Raw genomic sequence first — 18,442 nt, forward strand, 5'->3', positions numbered from 1 at the left:
GTTATTCAACTAACATTTCCTTCGATAATAAATCCGTATATGCGATTAAGGCATAGCGGTCGTCTTTAGGTCTGAAGAACCTAAATTTTTTATCAATCGAAATCCAATGTGAGTCGTTCCTGTATCTGGAGATTGGGATTCTCTAGCGGCAGGACGATAGCGGCTACAATAGTTAGGGGCACAGAGATAAGACCCTCCTTTAATGACGTGTTTAGCGATACCGGGTTCTCTGGGATCAAAGCTTTCCTCAACAGAAGGCCCTGTAGGATTAACTTGATGAGCTTTGTTATCATGACCAATGCGATACCAGTCTGAAGTCCATTCCCAAACATTGCCAGTTATATCATACAATCCATAGCCATTAGGTTCAAAAGAACCCACAGGGGCAGTGCCCTTATAACCATCTACTTTAAGATTAAATATAGGGAAAATTCCCTGCCAAGTATTAGCCTTCTTAGCCGAATATTGATCGCCCCAACTATAAGTTTTATCATCTAATCCACCTCGCGCCGCATATTCCCATTGAGCCTCTGTGGGTAAAGACAAACCTGCCCATTTAGCATAAGCTTCAACGTCTTCATAAGCGACATGAACCACAGGATAATTGTCTTTTCCTTTAATATCACTTTCAGGGCCAAAAGGATGTTTCCAGTTAGCGCCGGGTGTCCATTTCCACCAGCTTAAATAACCTATCTGCATAATATCTTTATCCTGCATCTGAAAAACTAACGAACCTGGCGCTCGTTGCTCGTCTGGCAAGTCGGGAAATTGTACGGGGGAAAGGGGACGCTCTGCTACAGTAAGATAACCCGTCTCCTCGACAAATTTCGCAAATTCTTGGTTAGTCACTTCATATTTGTCGATGCAAAAACTACTAACCGTAATATCTTCAGCCGCGTGTTCTGAAGGGTAATATTCATTTGAACCTATATTAAAAGTGCCACCCCGAATAAAAGCCATCCCATCTGGACAACTATTATCGGTTGATGCGGCTTTAACTTCTGTTGCTATGTCAACCCAGAGATACCCAGTTAATAAAGCTAAGAAAAATAGGAAAATAAGACGTTTAATAGCAAAGATTTTCATGGTGAGTTAAATAGTTCTGGTCACTGAGGATTACTTAAAAGATCATTCTTTGGAGTGATCCCCCCCTTATGAAAAAGGAGGAGAATACAATAAGAGATTCTTATCCCAAAAATAAATTAATTGGTTGTTCCTGCCCCGGCTTCTAGATCTTTCAATAAATCTTCTAGCATCTGATTAATGCTAAATGAAGCAGGCTTTTGTCGGGGAGGATATTCTCTAAAAGTATCTAAGAATTCTTGGGCTACTATTTGGGCAGGAGCAATGACGAAAGTATGTCGGAAGCGCCAGTCAATGTAATTATTTGACTCTTCTGGGGCTTTTTCAAACGGATCTCGGCGCAGATTGAGAATCATAGGAACTCTCAAATTAACATAGGGTTCAGACCAAACCTCAAAGCCTTCTGCTCGCTGCTCACTAAAAATGACTTTCCAATCATCAACCCGGATGGCGGACGGATAAGCATCGTCGGTTAAATAGACAAACCAACGACGAGGCGAATGGTATTCTTGATCCGTTAGATAAGGCAAGAGATTATAACCATCTAAATGAATCTTTTTGAAAGTCTTAATACCGGCGTTGTAACCGTCTTCGCTCTTTAACTGTTCTGCGATATCATCAGGCGCTCCCGCCGCCGCCAAAAGTGTTGGCAACCAGTCTTGGTGAGAGATAATTTCGTTAGAGATTTGACCTGCTTCGATATAACCTGGCCAACGAATCATAGCCGGCACACGGAAACCCCCTTCCCAGTTAGTGTTCTTTTCACCGTGAAAAGGCGTTGTACCACCGTCAGGCCAACTAAACACTTCTGCACCGTTGTCAGTGGTATAGATGACAATCGTATCATCAGTTAATCCCTGCTCATCTAGGTAATCAAGCAGTATTCCTACATCTTGATCGTGTTCCTCCATCCCTTCACCATAAATATCATCATATTTTTCTAGGTCAGGATTATAGGAATCATCTTTGAGATGGGTAAAGACGTGCATTCGAGTGGTATTAAACCAAACAAAAAATGGCTTGCCCTCTTGCTGGGTTTTGTTGATGAATTCTAGTGAAGCATCCAGAAATTCATCATCTACCGTTTTCATCCGCTCAATAGTCAGGGGACCGGTGTTACAAATGACTTGGCCTAAGCCGGGTATGTTCTCATCTTCGTACTTAGATAGATTTTCCTCTGGGCAAGTTATTTCAGGATTTTCCTGTGTCACATAGTCAAGGGAATAGCTATGAAGAACTCCTCTAGGTCCTAATTTTTGCTTAAATATTTCGTTTTTTGGATAGTCTGGGTTTTCTGGTTCTTCTTCAGCATTCAGGTGATAGAGGTTGCCATAAAATTCATCGAAACCATGAACAGTAGGCAGAAATTCGTCTAAGTCTCCTAAGTGGTTTTTCCCGAATTGACCAGTAGCATAACCTAGAGGTTTGAGCAACTCGGCGAGTGTTGGGTCTTCACCACTTAAACCGATGGGAACACCCGGTAAGCCAACTTTAGTCATCCCCGTGCGTCCGGGACTCTGACCCGTGATAAAAGCGGCTCGACCTGCTGTACAACTCTGTTCAGCATAAACATCGGTAAAAAGCATCCCTTCTGAGGCGATACGGTCGATATTTGGGGTTTTGTAGCCCATCATGCCTCGATTATAGGCACTGATGTTAAACCAACCGACATCATCACCCATAATGACTAGAATATTAGGCTTTTTTGGGCTGATGGTTTGAGCAAGGGCAATATTCCCTATACTCCAGGGAAAAACATTGACCAGCGCGAAATTGATCGCTAGGGCGATGGTAGCCACTACAGTGACTACTTTTTTGATGAAATGGTTCATATCTTTTTGACCGTTAAAAAAAAGCTGTTTAGAGTTGATGTCAACTCGTGATCATTTTGGGCACAATCAGAAAACTACGCCAGTAAACATGAGCTATTAAGCTTTTAAAAAACTCAAAAGCTGAATTTTAATCAAATAGTCAAGTTATTAAACTTTGACAACCAACATTATGGTATTTTTTCTCAAGAGAGAATATACCAAAATTCCAACTTTTCTAAAGTTCAAGAATAAAGATAATATATCTTATTTAGGTAAAATAGGCTATATTCACTTTAAATCTCAATTTAAGTTTGTTTTTAAAAGCTATCATCCCAATATGTCTCTAAAATCACATCATAACCCTAACAAAAACTCTCTCGTCGTCACTCATGAGTTTGATGACATTGATCTTTTCACTGAAGCCTTAAAGCCATTAACGATTGTTGCTAACCAAACCTCCCCAGGTTTATTTAAAGGCAAAATTAATCATTTTCGTTTTTCTGGGCTACAATTTACCTCTATTAGCCAGAATCAATCCCTCTACGCCAAGGGACCCAAGTCTAGCTGCGATAGAACTTTTGCGATCACATTTCAATCTAGGCAAACATCTGTTATTGCTCATGGTATAGCCGTCAAAAAATCGGATCTATTTGGTTTTGATTTAGTTCGCCCAGTCGATGTCATTGTTGAGAAAGATACTCAAATTGTCCTAGCTAATGTGAATCTGCAAGCCTTTGAGTCTTTAGCCGAGAAAATGGGATATGAAGGTTTTGAGTTTATGCAAAATAATTTAGTCAGTGCCCATCCGGCCACTTTCCGTTATCTAAGAGAGTATTACGGGCAAATATCCCAATTATTGGCTGAAAAACCAGAATTAATAGGTAAAGCACCATTTCAAGCCCTGATTAGGCAAGATTTCTTGCCACTGCTGCTGGATACCCTAGGCGCGATCTCCCGCAGAAACCAGAAAGTCAAAAAGCCTTTTCGCCGTTATTCTCTGGTTAAAAAAGCCCTAGAGATTGCTCTATCTTTCCCTGAACAGCCTTTAACCCTTGAACAACTATGCAACAAATTAGAAACCAGTAGTAGTGCTTTAGCTTATGGCTTTCAAGATATATTTGGCCTTAGCCCAATAGCTTATATTAAAATTCAACGTCTTAACGGGGTACGCCGCCTCTTAAAAAGGGCAGATCCCAAGACAACAACAGTCATGCAGGTAGCGCAACAATGGGGGTTTTGGAGTTTTAGCCATTTTGCTAGAGATTATAAAAAAATGTTCGGGGAACTGCCTTCACAAACCCTACAAAAAGGGGTTTTTAACAGCTTGAAAAAGTTGTAGAAAACTTTTAATCTACAATAAATTAGATGGAACTTAAACAAATTTTGATTGATTTAGTCATTATCTTAACCTATATAGGGTTAGGAATAGGCAACTTTCCCGGTTTACGCATGAACCGAGCAACCATTGCCTTAGTCGGTGCGGCAACGTTAATTACTTTACAAGTTTTAACACTAGAAGAAGCCTGGAAAGCCATAGATGCCAATACCATTGTTTTTCTGCTTAGTATGATGATCTTAAATGCTAATCTGGCTTACTCAGGTTTTTTTCAATTAGCATTAAATTCTCTGTTGCATTTAACCCGTAGTCCCTTCGGCTTACTCTGTGTTTTAACTTTTGGTTCTGGCTTGCTTTCGGCTTTGTTTCTTAATGATACTATTGCGTTAATTTTTACCCCTTTAGTTTTACAGTTAACCCAAAGATTAAATCTTAATCCAATTCCTTATTTACTGGCTTTAGCCGCCGCGACAAATTGCGGTTCAGTGGCTACCCTGAGCGGCAATCCTCAAAATATTTTAATCGCTTCTTTTGCTCCTATTAGCTATTTAGAATTTGCTCGAGCATTAACTCCTATTGCTGTGATCAGTTTAGGGTTACAAATCGGATTACTCTGTTTATTATATCCCGAAGTTCGCTCAACTAAACCCTCACCTCATTCTCCCCTATTTCGTTATCGAATTTATAAACCTCTATTAAGAAAAACCCTTATCATTACCATCGGATTATTAATCGCTTTTGCTTTGGGATTGCCTTTAGGAGAATCCGCTCTAACCGCAGCCGCATTATTATTAATTACTCGACGAATCAAACCGCAAAAAGTTTTTTTACAAATTGATTGGAATTTATTAATTATGTTTTCGGGTTTATTTGTGCTAACTTATGCTACCCAAAAACTCAAGCTCTTAGCCGCCTTAACACCACCTTCAAATAGCCCTTTAAAATTTTTAGCAGTAACAGCAATCTTATCAAATTTAATTTCTAATGTGCCGGCGGTATTGGTATTACATCCGTTAATTGAAAAGACTGATATTTCCGCTTGGTTATTGTTAGCCGCAGGTTCGACTTTAGCCGGCAACTTAACCCTCTTTGGTTCGGTGGCTAATCTCATTGTGGCAGAAGCGGCTTCATCATTAGGTTATCCGTTAGGGTTTAAAGAACATCTGCGTTTTGGTTTCCCGCTAACCCTGCTCACCTTGATAGTAGCTTATCTTGCTATTAATTTTGTAAAGTAGAAAAGACAAGTTAATTGTTCACTCACTAATAAGATGGTTACTCAAACTGGAGAAAAACAAGCACTTAAAACCGAATTAAGAGAAGCACTTGCCACTTATGGCGGCAATACAAAACATGAAGTCGTTATCAATGCTATCGAAAAATTACAGGCAGTAAACCCCACTACAGCCCCAAGCCGTAATAATAACCTATTAGACGGAAATTGGTTATTAATTAGTGCCCCCAATTTTCCTGGTGGAGAATTGCTTGAACATGGTAAATATAGCTATACACTTGGTCGTTTGGCTTTTAATATGTTTCAACCGGTAAAACTGAAACTGGTTATTGATCGAGTTTTACAGCCCGTTTTTCCTGTCAACAATGGACAACAAAGAAGTCACGATATCATCGTAGAATTTACCACAATAGAAGATAATTTACCTGAAATAAAAGGAATTGTTCATAATTTTGGGATTTGTGAGCCGAAAACCGATAGTAGCTTACAGGTTCAATTTACAGGCAGTATGATGAAACCCCAAGAACAGCAAAATTTAGATGTTTGGAAATCCCTATTTAACCAACAATCTAAATCTTCTAACAAGAGTTGGAAAGAAAAAGTCGGTGCGGTTATGGCGAAGATAATGTTTGGTCTAGTTCCTCCTGAGCAAATGAACCCGAAAACCGGCGAAGTTTCTTTTAGTATGCGCCGTCCACCAAAAGGCAGCCTAGACATTATTTATGTGGATGAAGAATTAAGAATTACTCGCGGAGAAAAAGGGACGGTTTTAGTTTGCCAACGTCTCTCAACATAAGGATGTAAAATCTTCCTCAATATTACATTTGGGGCATTCTTTAAGAGCTAAAAGTAGGGTGTGTTAGCCGAGCGTAACGCACCCATTCCTGTTAATTTTGCTGCCTTACGGCGCTCCGCAAAACCCTTGTTTATAATCCCATAATTAAGAATATCTTTAGCAAAAATTCCGATAAATAACAGCAAATGAACAGATCTTTCTGAACCTAGCCGCTATTGTGTAGGTAGATAAAGCAACCCCAGGAGTCATTAACCAGTGCAAATTACTAAACGTAATGTCGAATTAAGAGTAGACGACAGTTTAATGCGGGTTTATCTAGCCGCTCCCAAAACCACAGGCAAATATCCCGGAATATTATTCTACTCAGACATTTATCAATTAGGGGGACCAATTACGCGGCTTGCTGATAGAGTGGCCGGATATGGTTATGTTGTAGCCGCGCCGGAAATTTTTCATCGCCTAGAACCGGTAGGGTCCGTCATTGAACCAGATGACCTTGGCCGAATGCGGGGGAATGATGATGCACGACGCACCGAGATTCGCGAGTATGACGCTGATACCACTGCGGTGATCGAATTTCTTAAAAGTGAGAGTACGGTTATTCCTGAAAAAATCGCCTCGATGGGGTTTTGTATTGGTGGTCATTTGGCCTTTCGCGCGGCTCTACAAAAAGATATTAAAGCCGCCGTTTGTTGTTATCCCACCGGTATTCATAGCGGGAAACTCGGTAAAGGCATAGCAGATACACAACAGCGCATGAAAGAAATTAAGGGAAAAGTGTTAATGATATTTGGTTCGTTTGATCCCCATGTGCCTCAAGAGGGTCGCACGGTGATTGCAAAATCTCTTCAAGAAGCAGGAGTTTCTCATCAAATCTTGATTTATGAGGCCGATCATACCTTTATGCGAGATGATGGACACCGTTATGATCCGGCTGCGGCTGACTTAGCTTGGACAGAAATAACCACTTTTTTACAACGAGTCTTAAATTAAGCTTTCCCATTGCTCCATAAAAGCGGTTTTGCTCAAAATTTTTGCTCTCTCAAACTCACTCCTTGGACAAAATAATCGTTAACTGTTTAAAATTTCATCCTATTAGGATGGTTCCACTTCACCTTTTTGCATGAAGGATAATACTTGAGCTTATCGATAAACTTAAAGTAGATTCAAAGCCTAATCAAAACTGGAGGCTTAAATGCAGAGACAGACCATGAATTTAGGAAACTGGATCAACAACAGCCTCATTTTTTTACTCATTATTTACATGATCAAGACTGCGCTTGGTATTGATTTAGTTAAACAATGCCATGCTGAAGAAGTTTTAGTAGGAATTTGTTCTCCTTCTCAAGCTCAAAATAATTGGATCAATTGGACTGGGGAACGCATTCCCTACTAAAGGTATTTAGACACTGCTCCGGTTAATAGATTAACACTTAAAAATTACTCAGAAAAATCCTCATCAACTTTTTGAGGCGTTTTTAACAAAAAACTAGCCAACCAAGGAGTGATTAATAAAATCAGAAACATTCTACTCATTTGCATCCCTAAAACTAACCCCGAGTCTCCGCCTAACTGAATGGTTGCCGCCATCACGGCCATTAGTCCCCCAGGCGTTGAACCTAACAAAGCGGTGATCAGATCTACTCCAGTTAGCCAGTGAAATTCATACCCAACCCCGAGACAACCAAGAATCAAAATTATCACTAAAATTAGCTCAATCAAAACGGCTTTGATCAACTTCTGAGCCGCTTGCCAATTAAATTTTAAGCCTATAGAAAGCCCTAGTAATAATAAGCCTATATTTAATACTAATTTGGGAAGATATAGCGGATAAGGAAAAAACCAAAAAGCCAGTAATCCCGTTAAAAGAGGACCGATAAATACAGCCTGCGGTAAACGTAACCAGCGCCCTCCTAAAACTCCCAAAGCACCCAACAGAGTTAAGAGAGCCAAATTGACGCTAAATTCAGTTAGAGAAAACTGATGGGTAATGACAGAAGGAACATTCACTGATACAGAGTCAACCGGGAAAAAATAGCCAGCAAGGAGGGGGATAAGAATGAGAACTAATAAAATCCGTAGATATTGAAATACAGCAACCGCAAGGGCATCTGCTCCCATTTCTTCACTCATGGCGACAATACTATGTCCTGCCCCAGGAATGGAACCTAAAAAGCCTGTTTTAATGTCAATACCCGCCCAACGCCATAATAAATAACCCTTGCCTAAACACAAACCCCCCGTAAGCACAATACACATCAGCATCGCTAAAGTATAATGAGCGGCTTGAAAAAGGGTGGACAGAGAAAAACTAGCTGCTGTCCCCAGGGCGATAATGACTTGGGCGGCGGTGGCTAAACTGGGGGGTAAGGGTTGGGCCTTGTCCGGGTTTAAAGTCGCCAAGACTCCTATCAGTAGAGGACCCAGTAACCAATCTCCAGGAATATCCAGCAAAAAAGCGGCAATACCTGCAAGGGTTGCGGCTGCTAACTGTAAGGTCAGTACAGTGATGGAACTCAGATTAGGTTTTAGGGTTTTTCCTCTTTCCAAAATACAATAGAATCATTCAACGGCTGAATAACAGTCCCAGGATAATAAAATTCTAATATTTTTTCGGCAGACCAACCTAAATTTGCTAAATTATAGGAGCCATATTGACTTAAACCAACCCCATGACCAAAGCCGCCTCCCACAAAGGAAACCCCGAGTAATTTCTTATTAGCATCATAAATTGGATCAACATAAAATAGGGTACTTTGAGGAGGCCCGAAAGCACTACGGGCTTCATTTTTATATAACTCGATCACGCCTTTATCGGTTTGAACCGTTAAAACTAATACCCGACCCGAAGGAGAGCGCTTTGTCACCTGCATTCCCACAATAGTATTAAAATTCGCACTCGGGTCTTTACGCCGCGTTAGATATTTTTTCAAATCAGCATTTAACCGTTCAATACTACTTTGTTTATTCCACCGAAAAACATTTCTACCGGTTTCATTAAACCCATCTTTTAAACTAATAAATTTTCGGAAAGCCGCTTCATCTGCTAAAGACTGTTGTGAGAGGTTCCAAACTTGATTGGGAGAATCAATAATAGCTCGTAAATAGGGACGTTCTACCCCATTCCAAACATCACTAAACGGAGCCGTAATTCCCCCTGTGGTCGAAGAATAAAGCGCATCTACCAACTCATTGTTATAGGTTAAAACTAAACCCTTAGTTTCTGCAATTGCCTGATCTACTTTCGAGATGGTTCCACTCAGTCCATAGTAGACTTGACAGTGGGTAGTGGCACAGAGTTCATAGTTATCTGCCTCAAAGCGTCGCAAGTTTCTTAAAGCATAAGTTCGGGCGATGATGGTCTGAGCTTTGGTGGCATTTGGCGGCGCACCGGGCCCAATTTCATAAGGCACTACCCCTCTTAAATAAGTTTCTATAGGAACTTGATTGACTAAAGTATAAGTTCCATAAGCATTGGGTTGTAAGCGTAAATTCCCAGCATAAACCCGAGTTTGATTGCTTTGATCTGTCAGTCTAACCTGGTTGGTATTAGTGGTAATATCTAATTGACTTAAAGCATAGCGAACCCCATTGAGCTTAAAAGCGGCTTGGGGTTTTTGGGAAACGACGGCAGAGTCTAAATAAGGTTCTTGATAGCCTTTTGCCTTTAAACTTTGCAGTAACCAACGACGTAGTAGTGGCGTTTGATAAACACTCCGTTTAGCCCATACTTGCCAACGTTCAGGTTGGGTGACTTCTACTTGAATGCCCAATGCTTTCCATCTTTGGGCGCTGTCTTCAGCCGTTTCAAAGGTCGCATGATCGCTTAATACTACCCTTTCTTCTAAAACCGGACTCGATAATGGCTCATTAACGATTTCTAGTACCACCTGATTCGTTTGTAGCTTTTGGGGTTGACCATTGGCACCCTGAAACTGTAAAGTCAGGCTATCGCCACTGACACTAGCAATAGTTAATTTATCATTGACTTCTTCGCCAAAACGTTGTATAATACCGATTTTTAATTCGACATCTTTGGCCTTAGCTGAAGGGGTAAAGCTCAGCAAAAAAGAGCAAGTTAACCCAACCCAGAAAAGGGGTTTTCTACCTTGGCGTGTTTTGGTTGTCAGTATTGACATCTTAAGCTACTCTTGCCTTGCGTGATTAAAAATAAAGATTTATCTTAATTATCTTGCCTGTCTGACTAAGAGAATGCTAAAACTGTTTCCTGCTTTAACTTTGTTTTTAGAATTTCAAGAGATCTTGCACCAATTTATTTACCATTAGACACAGGTGCAAGATCTGAGATTACCCTTCCACTTTAGAGTCTCTTTCTAGCAAGACTTCCCCGGCAATCAGCCGCTTGGCCGAATCGAGTAAAACCGAATCAATATAAGGCTTGACAAAATAGCCCTTAGCCCCGCGTTCAGCCGCTATATTCTGCATTTTTTGCGCTCCTCGAGAGGTAATCATAGCGATGGGGATAGCCGAGAGTTTTGCATCTTCTTGAAGACGAGAAAGCAGTTCTAACCCATTCATTCTCGGCATTTCGATATCACAGAGAATTAAATCACAGGTCAAACCCGAGCGCAATTTTTCCCAAGCTTCTTGTCCATCTCGGGCTTGTTCGATTTCGTATCCGACCTTACCAAAAGTCATAGATAGCATTTCTCGTACCATCACCGAATCATCAATAATTAAAACGCGATAGTTGGATGGAGGTAGCGAAGTTCCAGGAACAGTCAGACGGGGATTTTTCGACTGGGTTTGACCAATAGGGGTAGGAGGAATGGTTTTAGTGGCCACTTTAGGCTTTCTCTTGGGTCTTATACTACCTGCTAAGAGAACATCGCCGGCGATCATCCGTTTAGCCGCATCCAATAAATCTTTTTCTGTGTAAGGCTTGGTAAAATAACCACTAGCCCCTAATTTAGCGGCGACTTTACGATGTTTTTCTGCCCCGCGAGAGCTTAAAACCGCCACAGGCAGATGAGCAAGTTTTTCATCTTTTTGAATATTAGAGAGTAATTCTAACCCATTCATTCTCGGCATTTCGATATCACAGAAAACGATATCACAGGGTAAACCTGAACGCAGTTTTTCCCAAGCTTCTTGTCCATCTCGCGCTTGTTCCACCCGATAGCCGGACTTACTAAAACTTAAAGAGAGTATTTCCCGAACCGTAATCGAATCGTCCACAATGAGAACGGTTGGTTCTGTTTTCGCTTCTAAAGGAATCTGCATCGCCATGGCCACTTTATGCCAAGGACTACCAGAACCATCAGGTTTAATTTTTCCTTGAGCGATTTCAATCAGTTCTAGCACATCACCAATGGGCATTACCGTTCCATCTCCTAACACGGTTGCACCAGCAATACCAATGGGTTTGGGAATGGGGCCTTCTATTTGTTTAATAACAATTTCTTGTTCTCCCAATACCTGATCCACTTGAACCGCTAAAAAATTGCCCCCACTGCGAAGAATCACAATAGAAACAGTATCTTCTTCTTGTCTGCCGCCATAAACATTGCCTCGACTGAGATAACGGTTGAAGGTGAGTAATTTATTGAGGGGTTGGAAAGGGATTGTTCCCTCATACCAAGGAATACAAGGCTCTCCTTGGGCATTGGTTTTGATTTCACCCGGTAGGAAGTCTTTCATATCTTCTACCCCATCCATCGGAAAAGCTATGCGGAAATGATTGCTCAAACAACAGAGGGCTTTACTAATACTGAGGGTTAAAGGCAGGCGGATGGTAAAAGTTGTTCCTTTACCTAGGGCCGAATCAATAGTTACAGTGCCTCGCACCTCAATCATTTCTTTTCGCACCACATCGAGTCCTACCCCTCTACCGGCAAAGTCATCGGCTTTGTCTTTGGTACTAAAACCTGGATGGAAGAGAAAATCATACACCTCTTGCTCAGTGAGGATATTGGCTTCTTCTCGGGTGATGAGTTCTTTTTCGATGGCTTTGCGTTTGACTCGGTTGACATCAATGCCGGCCCCATCATCTGAAATAGAAATAACCGTTTGATTCCCTTGAATAAAAGCTCGCACTAAAATTCGACCTTCTGGGGGTTTTCCTTTTTGTATTCTTTCTTCAGGCGATTCAATCCCGTGAGTCATGGCATTATTGACTAAATGGATCATCGGGGATGACAGATGTTCGACGATCATTTTATCAATTAAAACATCGCGTCCTTCTACCTGTAATTTGGCTTGTTTATTCAGTTTGACAGAAATATCTCGAATGGCTCGCGGCAAGTGATCCGCACTTTGAGCAAAGGGAACCATTCTGGATTTGGTCATGCCTTCTTGCAATTGAGTGCTGACTTGTCGTAAACTGCGAGCGACTTGGTCTGTTTCATCGACAATAAATTGAATATCTGAGGCTGATTCTCGGACTCTGACAATTAATTCAATCATTTCTTGAGATAGTAAATGGAAGTCGGTAAAACGATCCATTTCTAGAGCATCCAGGTCTTGATCAAACAGTGAGTTTCCCTCAGAGGTTGAAGTATTGCTGTTTAAGGATTTTGTCTGATTATCTTGTCTGGCACGATTGCGGCTGGCGAGCAAAGCACCTTCTAGCAGAGTTCGTTCGTAGAGGTCTTGCATTCTGCCGCCGACATCACTCAATTGTTGTACCTGATTGAGTAAGTTATCTAAGAATAATCTCAGACGTTCTTGGTCTTGTTCGAGTCGATTCCGTTTGACCACCAATTCCCCGATCAAGTTACTAAGATTGTCGAGTTGTTTGATGGGAACCCGCATGGTTTGCTCGATACTTTTTTGCTTGGCAGGTTTCTTTTGACTAACGGCCGGCTTAGAGCCAATACTTTGATTGACGGTTTTTCTGAATAGTTCGTTGATCTCTTTATCTAAATCGTCGATAATCTCACTATCTTTTGACAATCCCGATCTGGGTTCTACCTTTCCAGATACTGAAGTCTTAGATAACTGGTCAATTTCTGTGCCACAAGGAGCATTAATTATCGCTTCTAACTGCTCAATATCCACTCGGCTATTGAGTTCTGTTGCTAAATGGGTTGCTGGTATTTCCAACAGGTGATCCAGTTCTTCTAAGGATTCGTAGAAGTCGGGAAGGGAGTTATCAGCTTTATTTTCTATAGGAACTTTTAATATTGGAGGAATTTCTACTGAAAGGCTTGAGGATCTATTATCGTCAGCGAGTAGTTGCTCTAGTTCATCCCAAGGATTCTCTGGTTCGGATTCTTCTGGCTCGAAAAAGAAGGGGTCTTGTTTTTGTTTGAGGGTTTCTGGATAATTAATATCTTCATCCGTTAAGTTTTCGGTGAATAAGCTGAGAATTGCTTGATCATCTTCATTCGGCTCGGATAAATTTAACGTATGAGCATTAATGAGATTATCCTCAACATCTATAATTTCATTTGTACTTAAGATGACTCCTGAATGATTATCTTTTTCCCCTTCATGATCTTCACTAAAAATTTCTTGAATTTCTTGGTCTGATGGCAATGGAACACTTGTTATTTCTTCGTCTGAGCTTGAATCAGCTAGGCTAGAAAACAAGTTTACCTCCGTTGAATTGTCGTCTAGATCCTCAAAATTATCTTCAAAAAAACTCGCTAAATCCTCCATCTCATCTTCAGAGGAAGTTTCAATCTTCTTCTCTCTGTAAACATCAATAAAAGATGAAGAGTCTTTATCGTCAAAACTATCTAAAAATTCAGCTAGATCATCCTCAAATAAATTGTCAGGGTCATGGCGTAGCATAATGGTTTCCTGTCAAGTTTGCTTTTAAATCAACCAATGGGGAATGGAAGGGGATAGGGTAAGAGATACTCACGCACAGACAGTATTTTAGCCAGACCCGATCGACTGAGGTCTAGTGTTTACGGAAATGTCTCTAGCTAATGCTAAGAGCCGATGCACTTTTAAAAAAGGTTGAGTTTTCATTTCTTGACTGCTGTGTCCCTTTACAGTCAATGTACCCAAATTTCGCCTAAAATTTTCAAGGACAAAATATAAATTTCTTTTGAGACAAAGGAAACAATTTTAGTTAAATTTACTGAGAGAGAAACTTGACTAACTCCAGTAATTTCTCCCAAGCCGCACCACTGCTAATAATTTCTTTGGCTTTTTCGATCCCTAGCTGATGCGCCTCAAAAGGCACGACTTCACCGACCTGTAAGGCTAAAGCCGCGTTTAAGGCGACGGCTTCGAGTTGGGCAAGAGTGCCTTTTCCTTGTAAAATATTCTTTAGTATCTCGGCATTTTCTGGTACATTGCCTCCCTTTAAGGCACTAATGGGAGCGGTTGTCAAGCCCAATTTTTCGGGGTTGAGATTGCTTAAATTTACTTGACCTCGCTCGAGTAAGGCAATATCAGTTAAGTCGCCTAATCCCGCCTCATCTAATCTTTCTCGCCCATGTACGACGATCGCTTTGGCGATGCCTAATTGGTTGAGTGCTGAGGCAATGGAAGCTAAAAATTGTCGATCATATACGCCAATCACTTGACCGGTAGGACGTAAGGGGTTGACTAAGGGGCCCAATAAATTAAAAACGGTTCGGATTTTCAAACTTTTTCGCATGGCTGCCACACTTTTGAGAGCCGGATGCCAACCTGGTGCGAATAAAAAGGTTATGCCGACTTCCTCTAAAGCGGCTTCTACTTGTGGAGCCGGAGCAGCCAGATGAATGCCCAAATACTCTAACACATCTGCTGACCCCACTTTAGAAGAGGCCGAACGATTTCCATGTTTGGCCACTTTTACCCCGGCGGCGGCGGCAACGAAAGCAACGGCAGTAGATATATTAAAGGTAGAGGCCCCATCGCCACCGGTTCCGCAAGTATCAATAACCGGTTGGTTGTGGTTAATAGGATTTTGGTATAATGATTGCGCCATTAAAACTTGTGCCATTCCCGCTAATTCTTCAGCACTTACCCCTTTGGCTTGAATGGCGGCTAAAATAGCTCCTGAGACAACAGGTTCAATCTCTTCATTTAACCATCCCTGCATGAGTTGGGCTGCTTGGTTTTGGCTGAGGGATTGTTTTGCCAGTAGCTGTTGCAGTAAATCTGACCAATTCGAGATGGTTTGTGATGTCATGGGAAATTTTACAATCTTTGTCTTGTTTGATCCTATCAAAGAAAGGGAACACCCGAATAGGGCTGTACTCCTTATCTTGGGTGTGGGGTGTGGGGTGTGGGGGAATTGTGGGCGTTTTAAAATTCGCGGGTACAGAGTGCTTTATTTATGTCCAGGTACTTAATGACTAATGACCAATGACTAATAACTAATGACTAATGACTAATGACTAATCTATTAAAACTCAAACAAGTTAGTTTAGCTTTATCGAGAGGTTCTCAATTTCTATTACAAGATATTTCTTTTATGCTTGAAAAGGGGGAACGCTTGGGAATTGTGGGCCCATCAGGAGCCGGGAAAACTACTTTGCTACGACTTCTTAACCGACTTGATGACCCAACTTCCGGATTAATTGAACTCGAAGAGCAATCCTTAAATCAACTGCCTGTGATTCAACTGCGTCAACGAGTGGTGCTAGTGCCTCAAGAACCCAAATTGTTAGGAATGACGGTGGAGAAAGCGTTAACTTATCCGTTGCGGTTGCAGCAGTTGTCAAAAGGGGAAATTCAACAACGGATAGAGACTTGGACTTCTCGTTTATCTATTCCCTTTGAATGGTTTGAGCGTTCGGAGTTACAGTTGTCTGTGGGACAACGCCAATTAGTAGCGATCGCTCGAGGGTTAATGATGCAGCCGCAAGTTTTACTGCTCGATGAACCGACCTCTGCCTTAGATGTGGGTAATGGAAATCATTTGATGGAGGTTCTTATTAATTTATCCCACAGCAGCGAAACGGCTATTATCATGGTTAATCATCAGTTGGATCTGGTGCGACAGTTTGCTACGGAGGTGATGTATTTACATCAAGGACAAATCCAGCTAAAAAATACAGCCGCTTCTTTGAATTGGGAGAACTTACACGAACAATTAAAACAAGCTCAAAGTCAGGCCATGTTTGATGAATTCAGCTAGGGCCCATTTAAAGTGTGATTAAATTTGCCAACAAATCATCTATCCTTTTTTTGTTGCCTGTTACCTAATCTCAACTAGCCTTCTAGGTATGTAGCCGCTTAAGACTGTTTTACCATCATTCTAGCCATCTGATGCCCATTATTTTGGTGATGATGAGCGGAGGAGATGACCGCAGCCGGAGGGGTTGGGGTAGAATTAAGTTCCTCGAGACTTTCGATGTTAAATCGATATCCTACGTTGCGAACGGTTTGTATCAGACTGGGTTGTCTGGGATCAGTTTCGATTTTCTTTCGCAAAGAGAGGACGTGAGTGTCTATGGTACGAGGATTATCAATAGCCTCAGGCCAAGCGCGGCGTAACAATTCTGAACGGGATAGGGGTGCGCCGTCAGCTTGAGCAAGAACGTAGAGTAAACTAAATTCTTGAGGAGTTAACTCGATAAATTCTCCTTTAAATTGAACTCGACGCTGTGCCAAGTCAATTTTTAAGCAACCGTAATCTAAATGCAAGGGGGCGCTAGAAACCCTCAAACGTCTGACTAAGACTTCAACTCTTGCCATAAATTCTTGCATCCCAAACGGTTTTCTCAAATAGTCATCGGCTCCTGATTGTAAGCCAGCAACTACGTCTTTTTCTCCATTTCTGGCTGAGAGAACCAAAATTAAAGATTGTCGTTGCTGATATAGCCACTGACATAGTTCTAGTCCGTCTCCATCGGGCAAGTCAGAATCTATAATGACTAGGGTTGGTTGACGATTAGAAAAGGCTTGTTTAGCCTGTTGTAGATTGGCAAATTGTTGTACTAAATAACCAGATTGCTGCAAATGCCAAGCTAGTAACGATCTTAAATGGGGGTTGCCCTCAACAATAGATATATAAACCAATCCCACCTTAGTTTTATCCTTCTGAAACTCATAGCATTTAGGCTATCAGAAGCTCATGTCAAGATGTTGTAACATTCGCTACGTAGTGTGGCGCTAAAATCTTCAACAAACTTCCTTTAGGGAGCTTTTTCTAGGTTGAGTCTGCTGGCGGGGTTAAATTTTCGTGATTTCAACGATACAATAAAAGTGTAAAGTGTGTATCATTTCACTGCTTATTAGCCTGTTCAGTAGCGTTAGTTTGACTGTATAGTTTACACTATCGCCTTGTGTCTAAAAAAGCTCCTCTTACTTACCTGTCCTCTTTAATTTTTTTGTCATCCATGCTTCAAGATACTCAAACGATCCGTTATTACCAAAAGCTCACTGATGATCTAGTGGATATGTGGAACAGAGGTCATCGGTTTGAGGAAATGCGTGCTTATATGGACGGTTTCTTTGCTTGTTTGCGTCTTACTAACATTCTAGAGCCTTATCTTATCCATCGTCTAGAAGAGGACGCTTATCGTTTTCTTAGAGATCCTTCTAATTTTGAAATGGCTTTGCCGCAACCTGAACCCGATTATTACTAGCCATGTTGTTGTAAGAATGATGGAGGGTAGGTTGAGCCTACCCTTTATGATGTCTGGTGGATTAGGAAGCTAAAGCGACCTCAACCTTTTCTTGTAATTTCCCTTCTTTGTATAGCTCAATCATGATATCTGAGCCGCCGATAAATTCTCCGTTAATATAGACTTGAGGAATGGTAGGCCATTGAGAATACTCTTTAATGCCTTGACGGATTTCAAAATCGGCTAAAACATCAACGGTTTCAAAGGGAACACCTAAACTGCTGATGATTTGAACGACGTTGTTAGAAAAACCACATTGGGGCATTAATTTAGTGCCCTTCATGAATACTATAATTTTGTTGTCTTTGATGAGTTTGTCAATGCGGGCTTTTAGTTCTGGAGAGAGGGCTTGATTGTTTGTTGTCATAATGGCTTGGACAAAAATCTTGATTAGAGATGGTTACATTCATAGAGGCTCTTGTGCTTAGTCTATCATAAACTTCTAGCTGTGGAGGGCTTGAGAAGTCAGGGGTTGGTTATAAGGGGAAAGGGGAATGGGGAAAGGGGAATGGGGAATGGTTTTAGGGTTTTTTCTTAAAATCATAATAACCAGTTTAAATGCAGTACAGCTTATGAAGTGTATTGGCGTTGGATTATCTCTAGTTAACGATGGAAAGTAAAGCGGTTATAGCAGAAGTCAGAAGT

15 protein-coding genes are annotated in these 18,442 nt (G+C 41.2%); 7 read left to right on the top strand and 8 right to left on the bottom strand.

Going from position 1 to position 18,442, the window contains the following annotated elements:
* Positions 1-45: 45 nt before the first annotated feature.
* Both CYAN7822_RS12205 and CYAN7822_RS12210 read right to left on the bottom strand, forming a co-directional pair.
* On the bottom strand, positions 46-1,086 hold the full coding sequence (locus tag CYAN7822_RS12205) for a formylglycine-generating enzyme family protein (RefSeq protein ID WP_013322580.1): 1,041 nt from the start codon (positions 1,084-1,086) through the stop codon (positions 46-48).
* Positions 1,087-1,202: 116 nt separating this feature from the next.
* Positions 1,203-2,915, bottom strand: a complete 1,713-nt coding sequence (locus CYAN7822_RS12210; protein WP_013322581.1) for an arylsulfatase — start codon at positions 2,913-2,915, stop codon at positions 1,203-1,205.
* Between the two features lie 316 nt (positions 2,916-3,231).
* Between CYAN7822_RS12210 and CYAN7822_RS34555 the strand changes: the two genes are divergently transcribed.
* From CYAN7822_RS34555 to CYAN7822_RS12235, 5 genes are all read left to right on the top strand, one after another.
* Complete coding sequence (locus tag CYAN7822_RS34555; protein WP_157871808.1) at positions 3,232-4,233, top strand: helix-turn-helix domain-containing protein; 1,002 nt, start codon at positions 3,232-3,234, stop codon at positions 4,231-4,233.
* Between the two features lie 26 nt (positions 4,234-4,259).
* Entirely contained in the window at positions 4,260-5,465 is a 1,206-nt protein-coding gene (locus CYAN7822_RS12220) for an anion transporter (protein WP_013322583.1), read from the top strand.
* Positions 5,466-5,498: 33 nt separating this feature from the next.
* Positions 5,499-6,257, top strand: coding sequence for a PAP/fibrillin family protein (locus tag CYAN7822_RS12225; protein ID WP_013322584.1), 759 nt, complete (start codon positions 5,499-5,501; stop codon positions 6,255-6,257).
* A gap of 255 nt (positions 6,258-6,512) precedes the next feature.
* On the top strand, positions 6,513-7,250 hold the full coding sequence (locus CYAN7822_RS12230) for a dienelactone hydrolase family protein (RefSeq protein ID WP_013322585.1): 738 nt from the start codon (positions 6,513-6,515) through the stop codon (positions 7,248-7,250).
* A 202-nt stretch (positions 7,251-7,452) separates the two neighbouring features.
* Positions 7,453-7,653, top strand: coding sequence for a hypothetical protein (locus CYAN7822_RS12235; protein ID WP_013322586.1), 201 nt, complete (start codon positions 7,453-7,455; stop codon positions 7,651-7,653).
* Between the two features lie 44 nt (positions 7,654-7,697).
* Here CYAN7822_RS12235 and CYAN7822_RS12240 read toward each other — a convergent pair whose 3' ends face one another.
* The 4 genes from CYAN7822_RS12240 to trpD all read right to left on the bottom strand — a co-directional run bounded on the left by CYAN7822_RS12240 (position 7,698) and on the right by trpD (position 15,354).
* Positions 7,698-8,807, bottom strand: a complete 1,110-nt coding sequence (locus CYAN7822_RS12240; RefSeq protein ID WP_013322587.1) for an AbrB family transcriptional regulator — start codon at positions 8,805-8,807, stop codon at positions 7,698-7,700.
* Complete coding sequence (locus CYAN7822_RS12245) at positions 8,786-10,396, bottom strand: SpoIID/LytB domain-containing protein (protein ID WP_013322588.1); 1,611 nt, start codon at positions 10,394-10,396, stop codon at positions 8,786-8,788. Before CYAN7822_RS12245 ends, CYAN7822_RS12240 begins: the two co-directional genes overlap by 22 nt.
* 169 nt (positions 10,397-10,565) lie before the next feature.
* A complete protein-coding gene (locus CYAN7822_RS12250; RefSeq protein ID WP_013322589.1) occupies positions 10,566-14,015 on the bottom strand; it encodes a hybrid sensor histidine kinase/response regulator in 3,450 nt (1,149 codons plus the stop codon).
* 292 nt (positions 14,016-14,307) lie between these two features.
* Complete coding sequence (gene trpD, locus CYAN7822_RS12255) at positions 14,308-15,354, bottom strand: anthranilate phosphoribosyltransferase (RefSeq protein ID WP_013322590.1); 1,047 nt, start codon at positions 15,352-15,354, stop codon at positions 14,308-14,310.
* Positions 15,355-15,558: 204 nt separating this feature from the next.
* Here trpD and CYAN7822_RS12260 point away from each other — a divergent pair, with 204 nt between their 5' ends.
* Positions 15,559-16,305: an ABC transporter ATP-binding protein gene (locus CYAN7822_RS12260; RefSeq protein WP_013322591.1), complete on the top strand. Its 747-nt coding sequence runs from the start codon at positions 15,559-15,561 to the stop codon at positions 16,303-16,305.
* 98 nt (positions 16,306-16,403) lie between these two features.
* Here CYAN7822_RS12260 and CYAN7822_RS12265 read toward each other — a convergent pair whose 3' ends face one another.
* Positions 16,404-17,195 carry a response regulator transcription factor gene (locus CYAN7822_RS12265; protein ID WP_013322592.1) on the bottom strand — a complete coding sequence of 264 codons (792 nt, stop codon included), beginning with the start codon at positions 17,193-17,195 and terminating at the stop codon, positions 16,404-16,406.
* 314 nt (positions 17,196-17,509) lie between these two features.
* On the opposite strand from CYAN7822_RS12265, the gene CYAN7822_RS12270 reads away from it, so the two are divergent.
* Entirely contained in the window at positions 17,510-17,758 is a 249-nt protein-coding gene (locus CYAN7822_RS12270) for a DUF6761 family protein (RefSeq protein ID WP_013322593.1), read from the top strand.
* 61 nt (positions 17,759-17,819) lie between these two features.
* On the opposite strand, the gene grxD is transcribed toward CYAN7822_RS12270, so the two are convergent.
* Positions 17,820-18,164 carry a Grx4 family monothiol glutaredoxin gene (gene grxD / locus CYAN7822_RS12275; protein ID WP_013322594.1) on the bottom strand — a complete coding sequence of 115 codons (345 nt, stop codon included), beginning with the start codon at positions 18,162-18,164 and terminating at the stop codon, positions 17,820-17,822.
* Positions 18,165-18,442: the final 278 nt, after the last annotated feature.

The organism is Gloeothece verrucosa PCC 7822, assembly GCF_000147335.1.
Lineage (GTDB): Bacteria > Cyanobacteriota > Cyanobacteriia > Cyanobacteriales > Microcystaceae > Gloeothece > Gloeothece verrucosa.

Excerpts from the sequence above, each read along its gene's own strand:
- CYAN7822_RS12205 (WP_013322580.1), bottom strand. The coding sequence starts at position 1,086 with ATGAAAATCTTTGCTATTAAACGTCTTATTTTCCTATTTTTCTTAGCT.
- CYAN7822_RS12270 (WP_013322593.1), top strand. The coding sequence starts at position 17,510 with ATGCTTCAAGATACTCAAACGATCCGTTATTACCAAAAGCTCACTGAT.
- CYAN7822_RS12220 (WP_013322583.1), top strand. The coding sequence starts at position 4,260 with ATGGAACTTAAACAAATTTTGATTGATTTAGTCATTATCTTAACCTAT.
- CYAN7822_RS12225 (WP_013322584.1), top strand. The coding sequence starts at position 5,499 with ATGGTTACTCAAACTGGAGAAAAACAAGCACTTAAAACCGAATTAAGA.
- CYAN7822_RS34555 (WP_157871808.1), top strand. The coding sequence starts at position 3,232 with ATGTCTCTAAAATCACATCATAACCCTAACAAAAACTCTCTCGTCGTC.
- CYAN7822_RS12245 (WP_013322588.1), bottom strand. The coding sequence starts at position 10,396 with ATGTCAATACTGACAACCAAAACACGCCAAGGTAGAAAACCCCTTTTC.
- CYAN7822_RS12235 (WP_013322586.1), top strand. The coding sequence starts at position 7,453 with ATGCAGAGACAGACCATGAATTTAGGAAACTGGATCAACAACAGCCTC.
- trpD (WP_013322590.1), bottom strand. The coding sequence starts at position 15,354 with ATGACATCACAAACCATCTCGAATTGGTCAGATTTACTGCAACAGCTA.
- CYAN7822_RS12250 (WP_013322589.1), bottom strand. The coding sequence starts at position 14,015 with ATGCTACGCCATGACCCTGACAATTTATTTGAGGATGATCTAGCTGAA.
- CYAN7822_RS12210 (WP_013322581.1), bottom strand. The coding sequence starts at position 2,915 with ATGAACCATTTCATCAAAAAAGTAGTCACTGTAGTGGCTACCATCGCC.
- CYAN7822_RS12260 (WP_013322591.1), top strand. The coding sequence starts at position 15,559 with ATGACTAATCTATTAAAACTCAAACAAGTTAGTTTAGCTTTATCGAGA.
- grxD (WP_013322594.1), bottom strand. The coding sequence starts at position 18,164 with ATGACAACAAACAATCAAGCCCTCTCTCCAGAACTAAAAGCCCGCATT.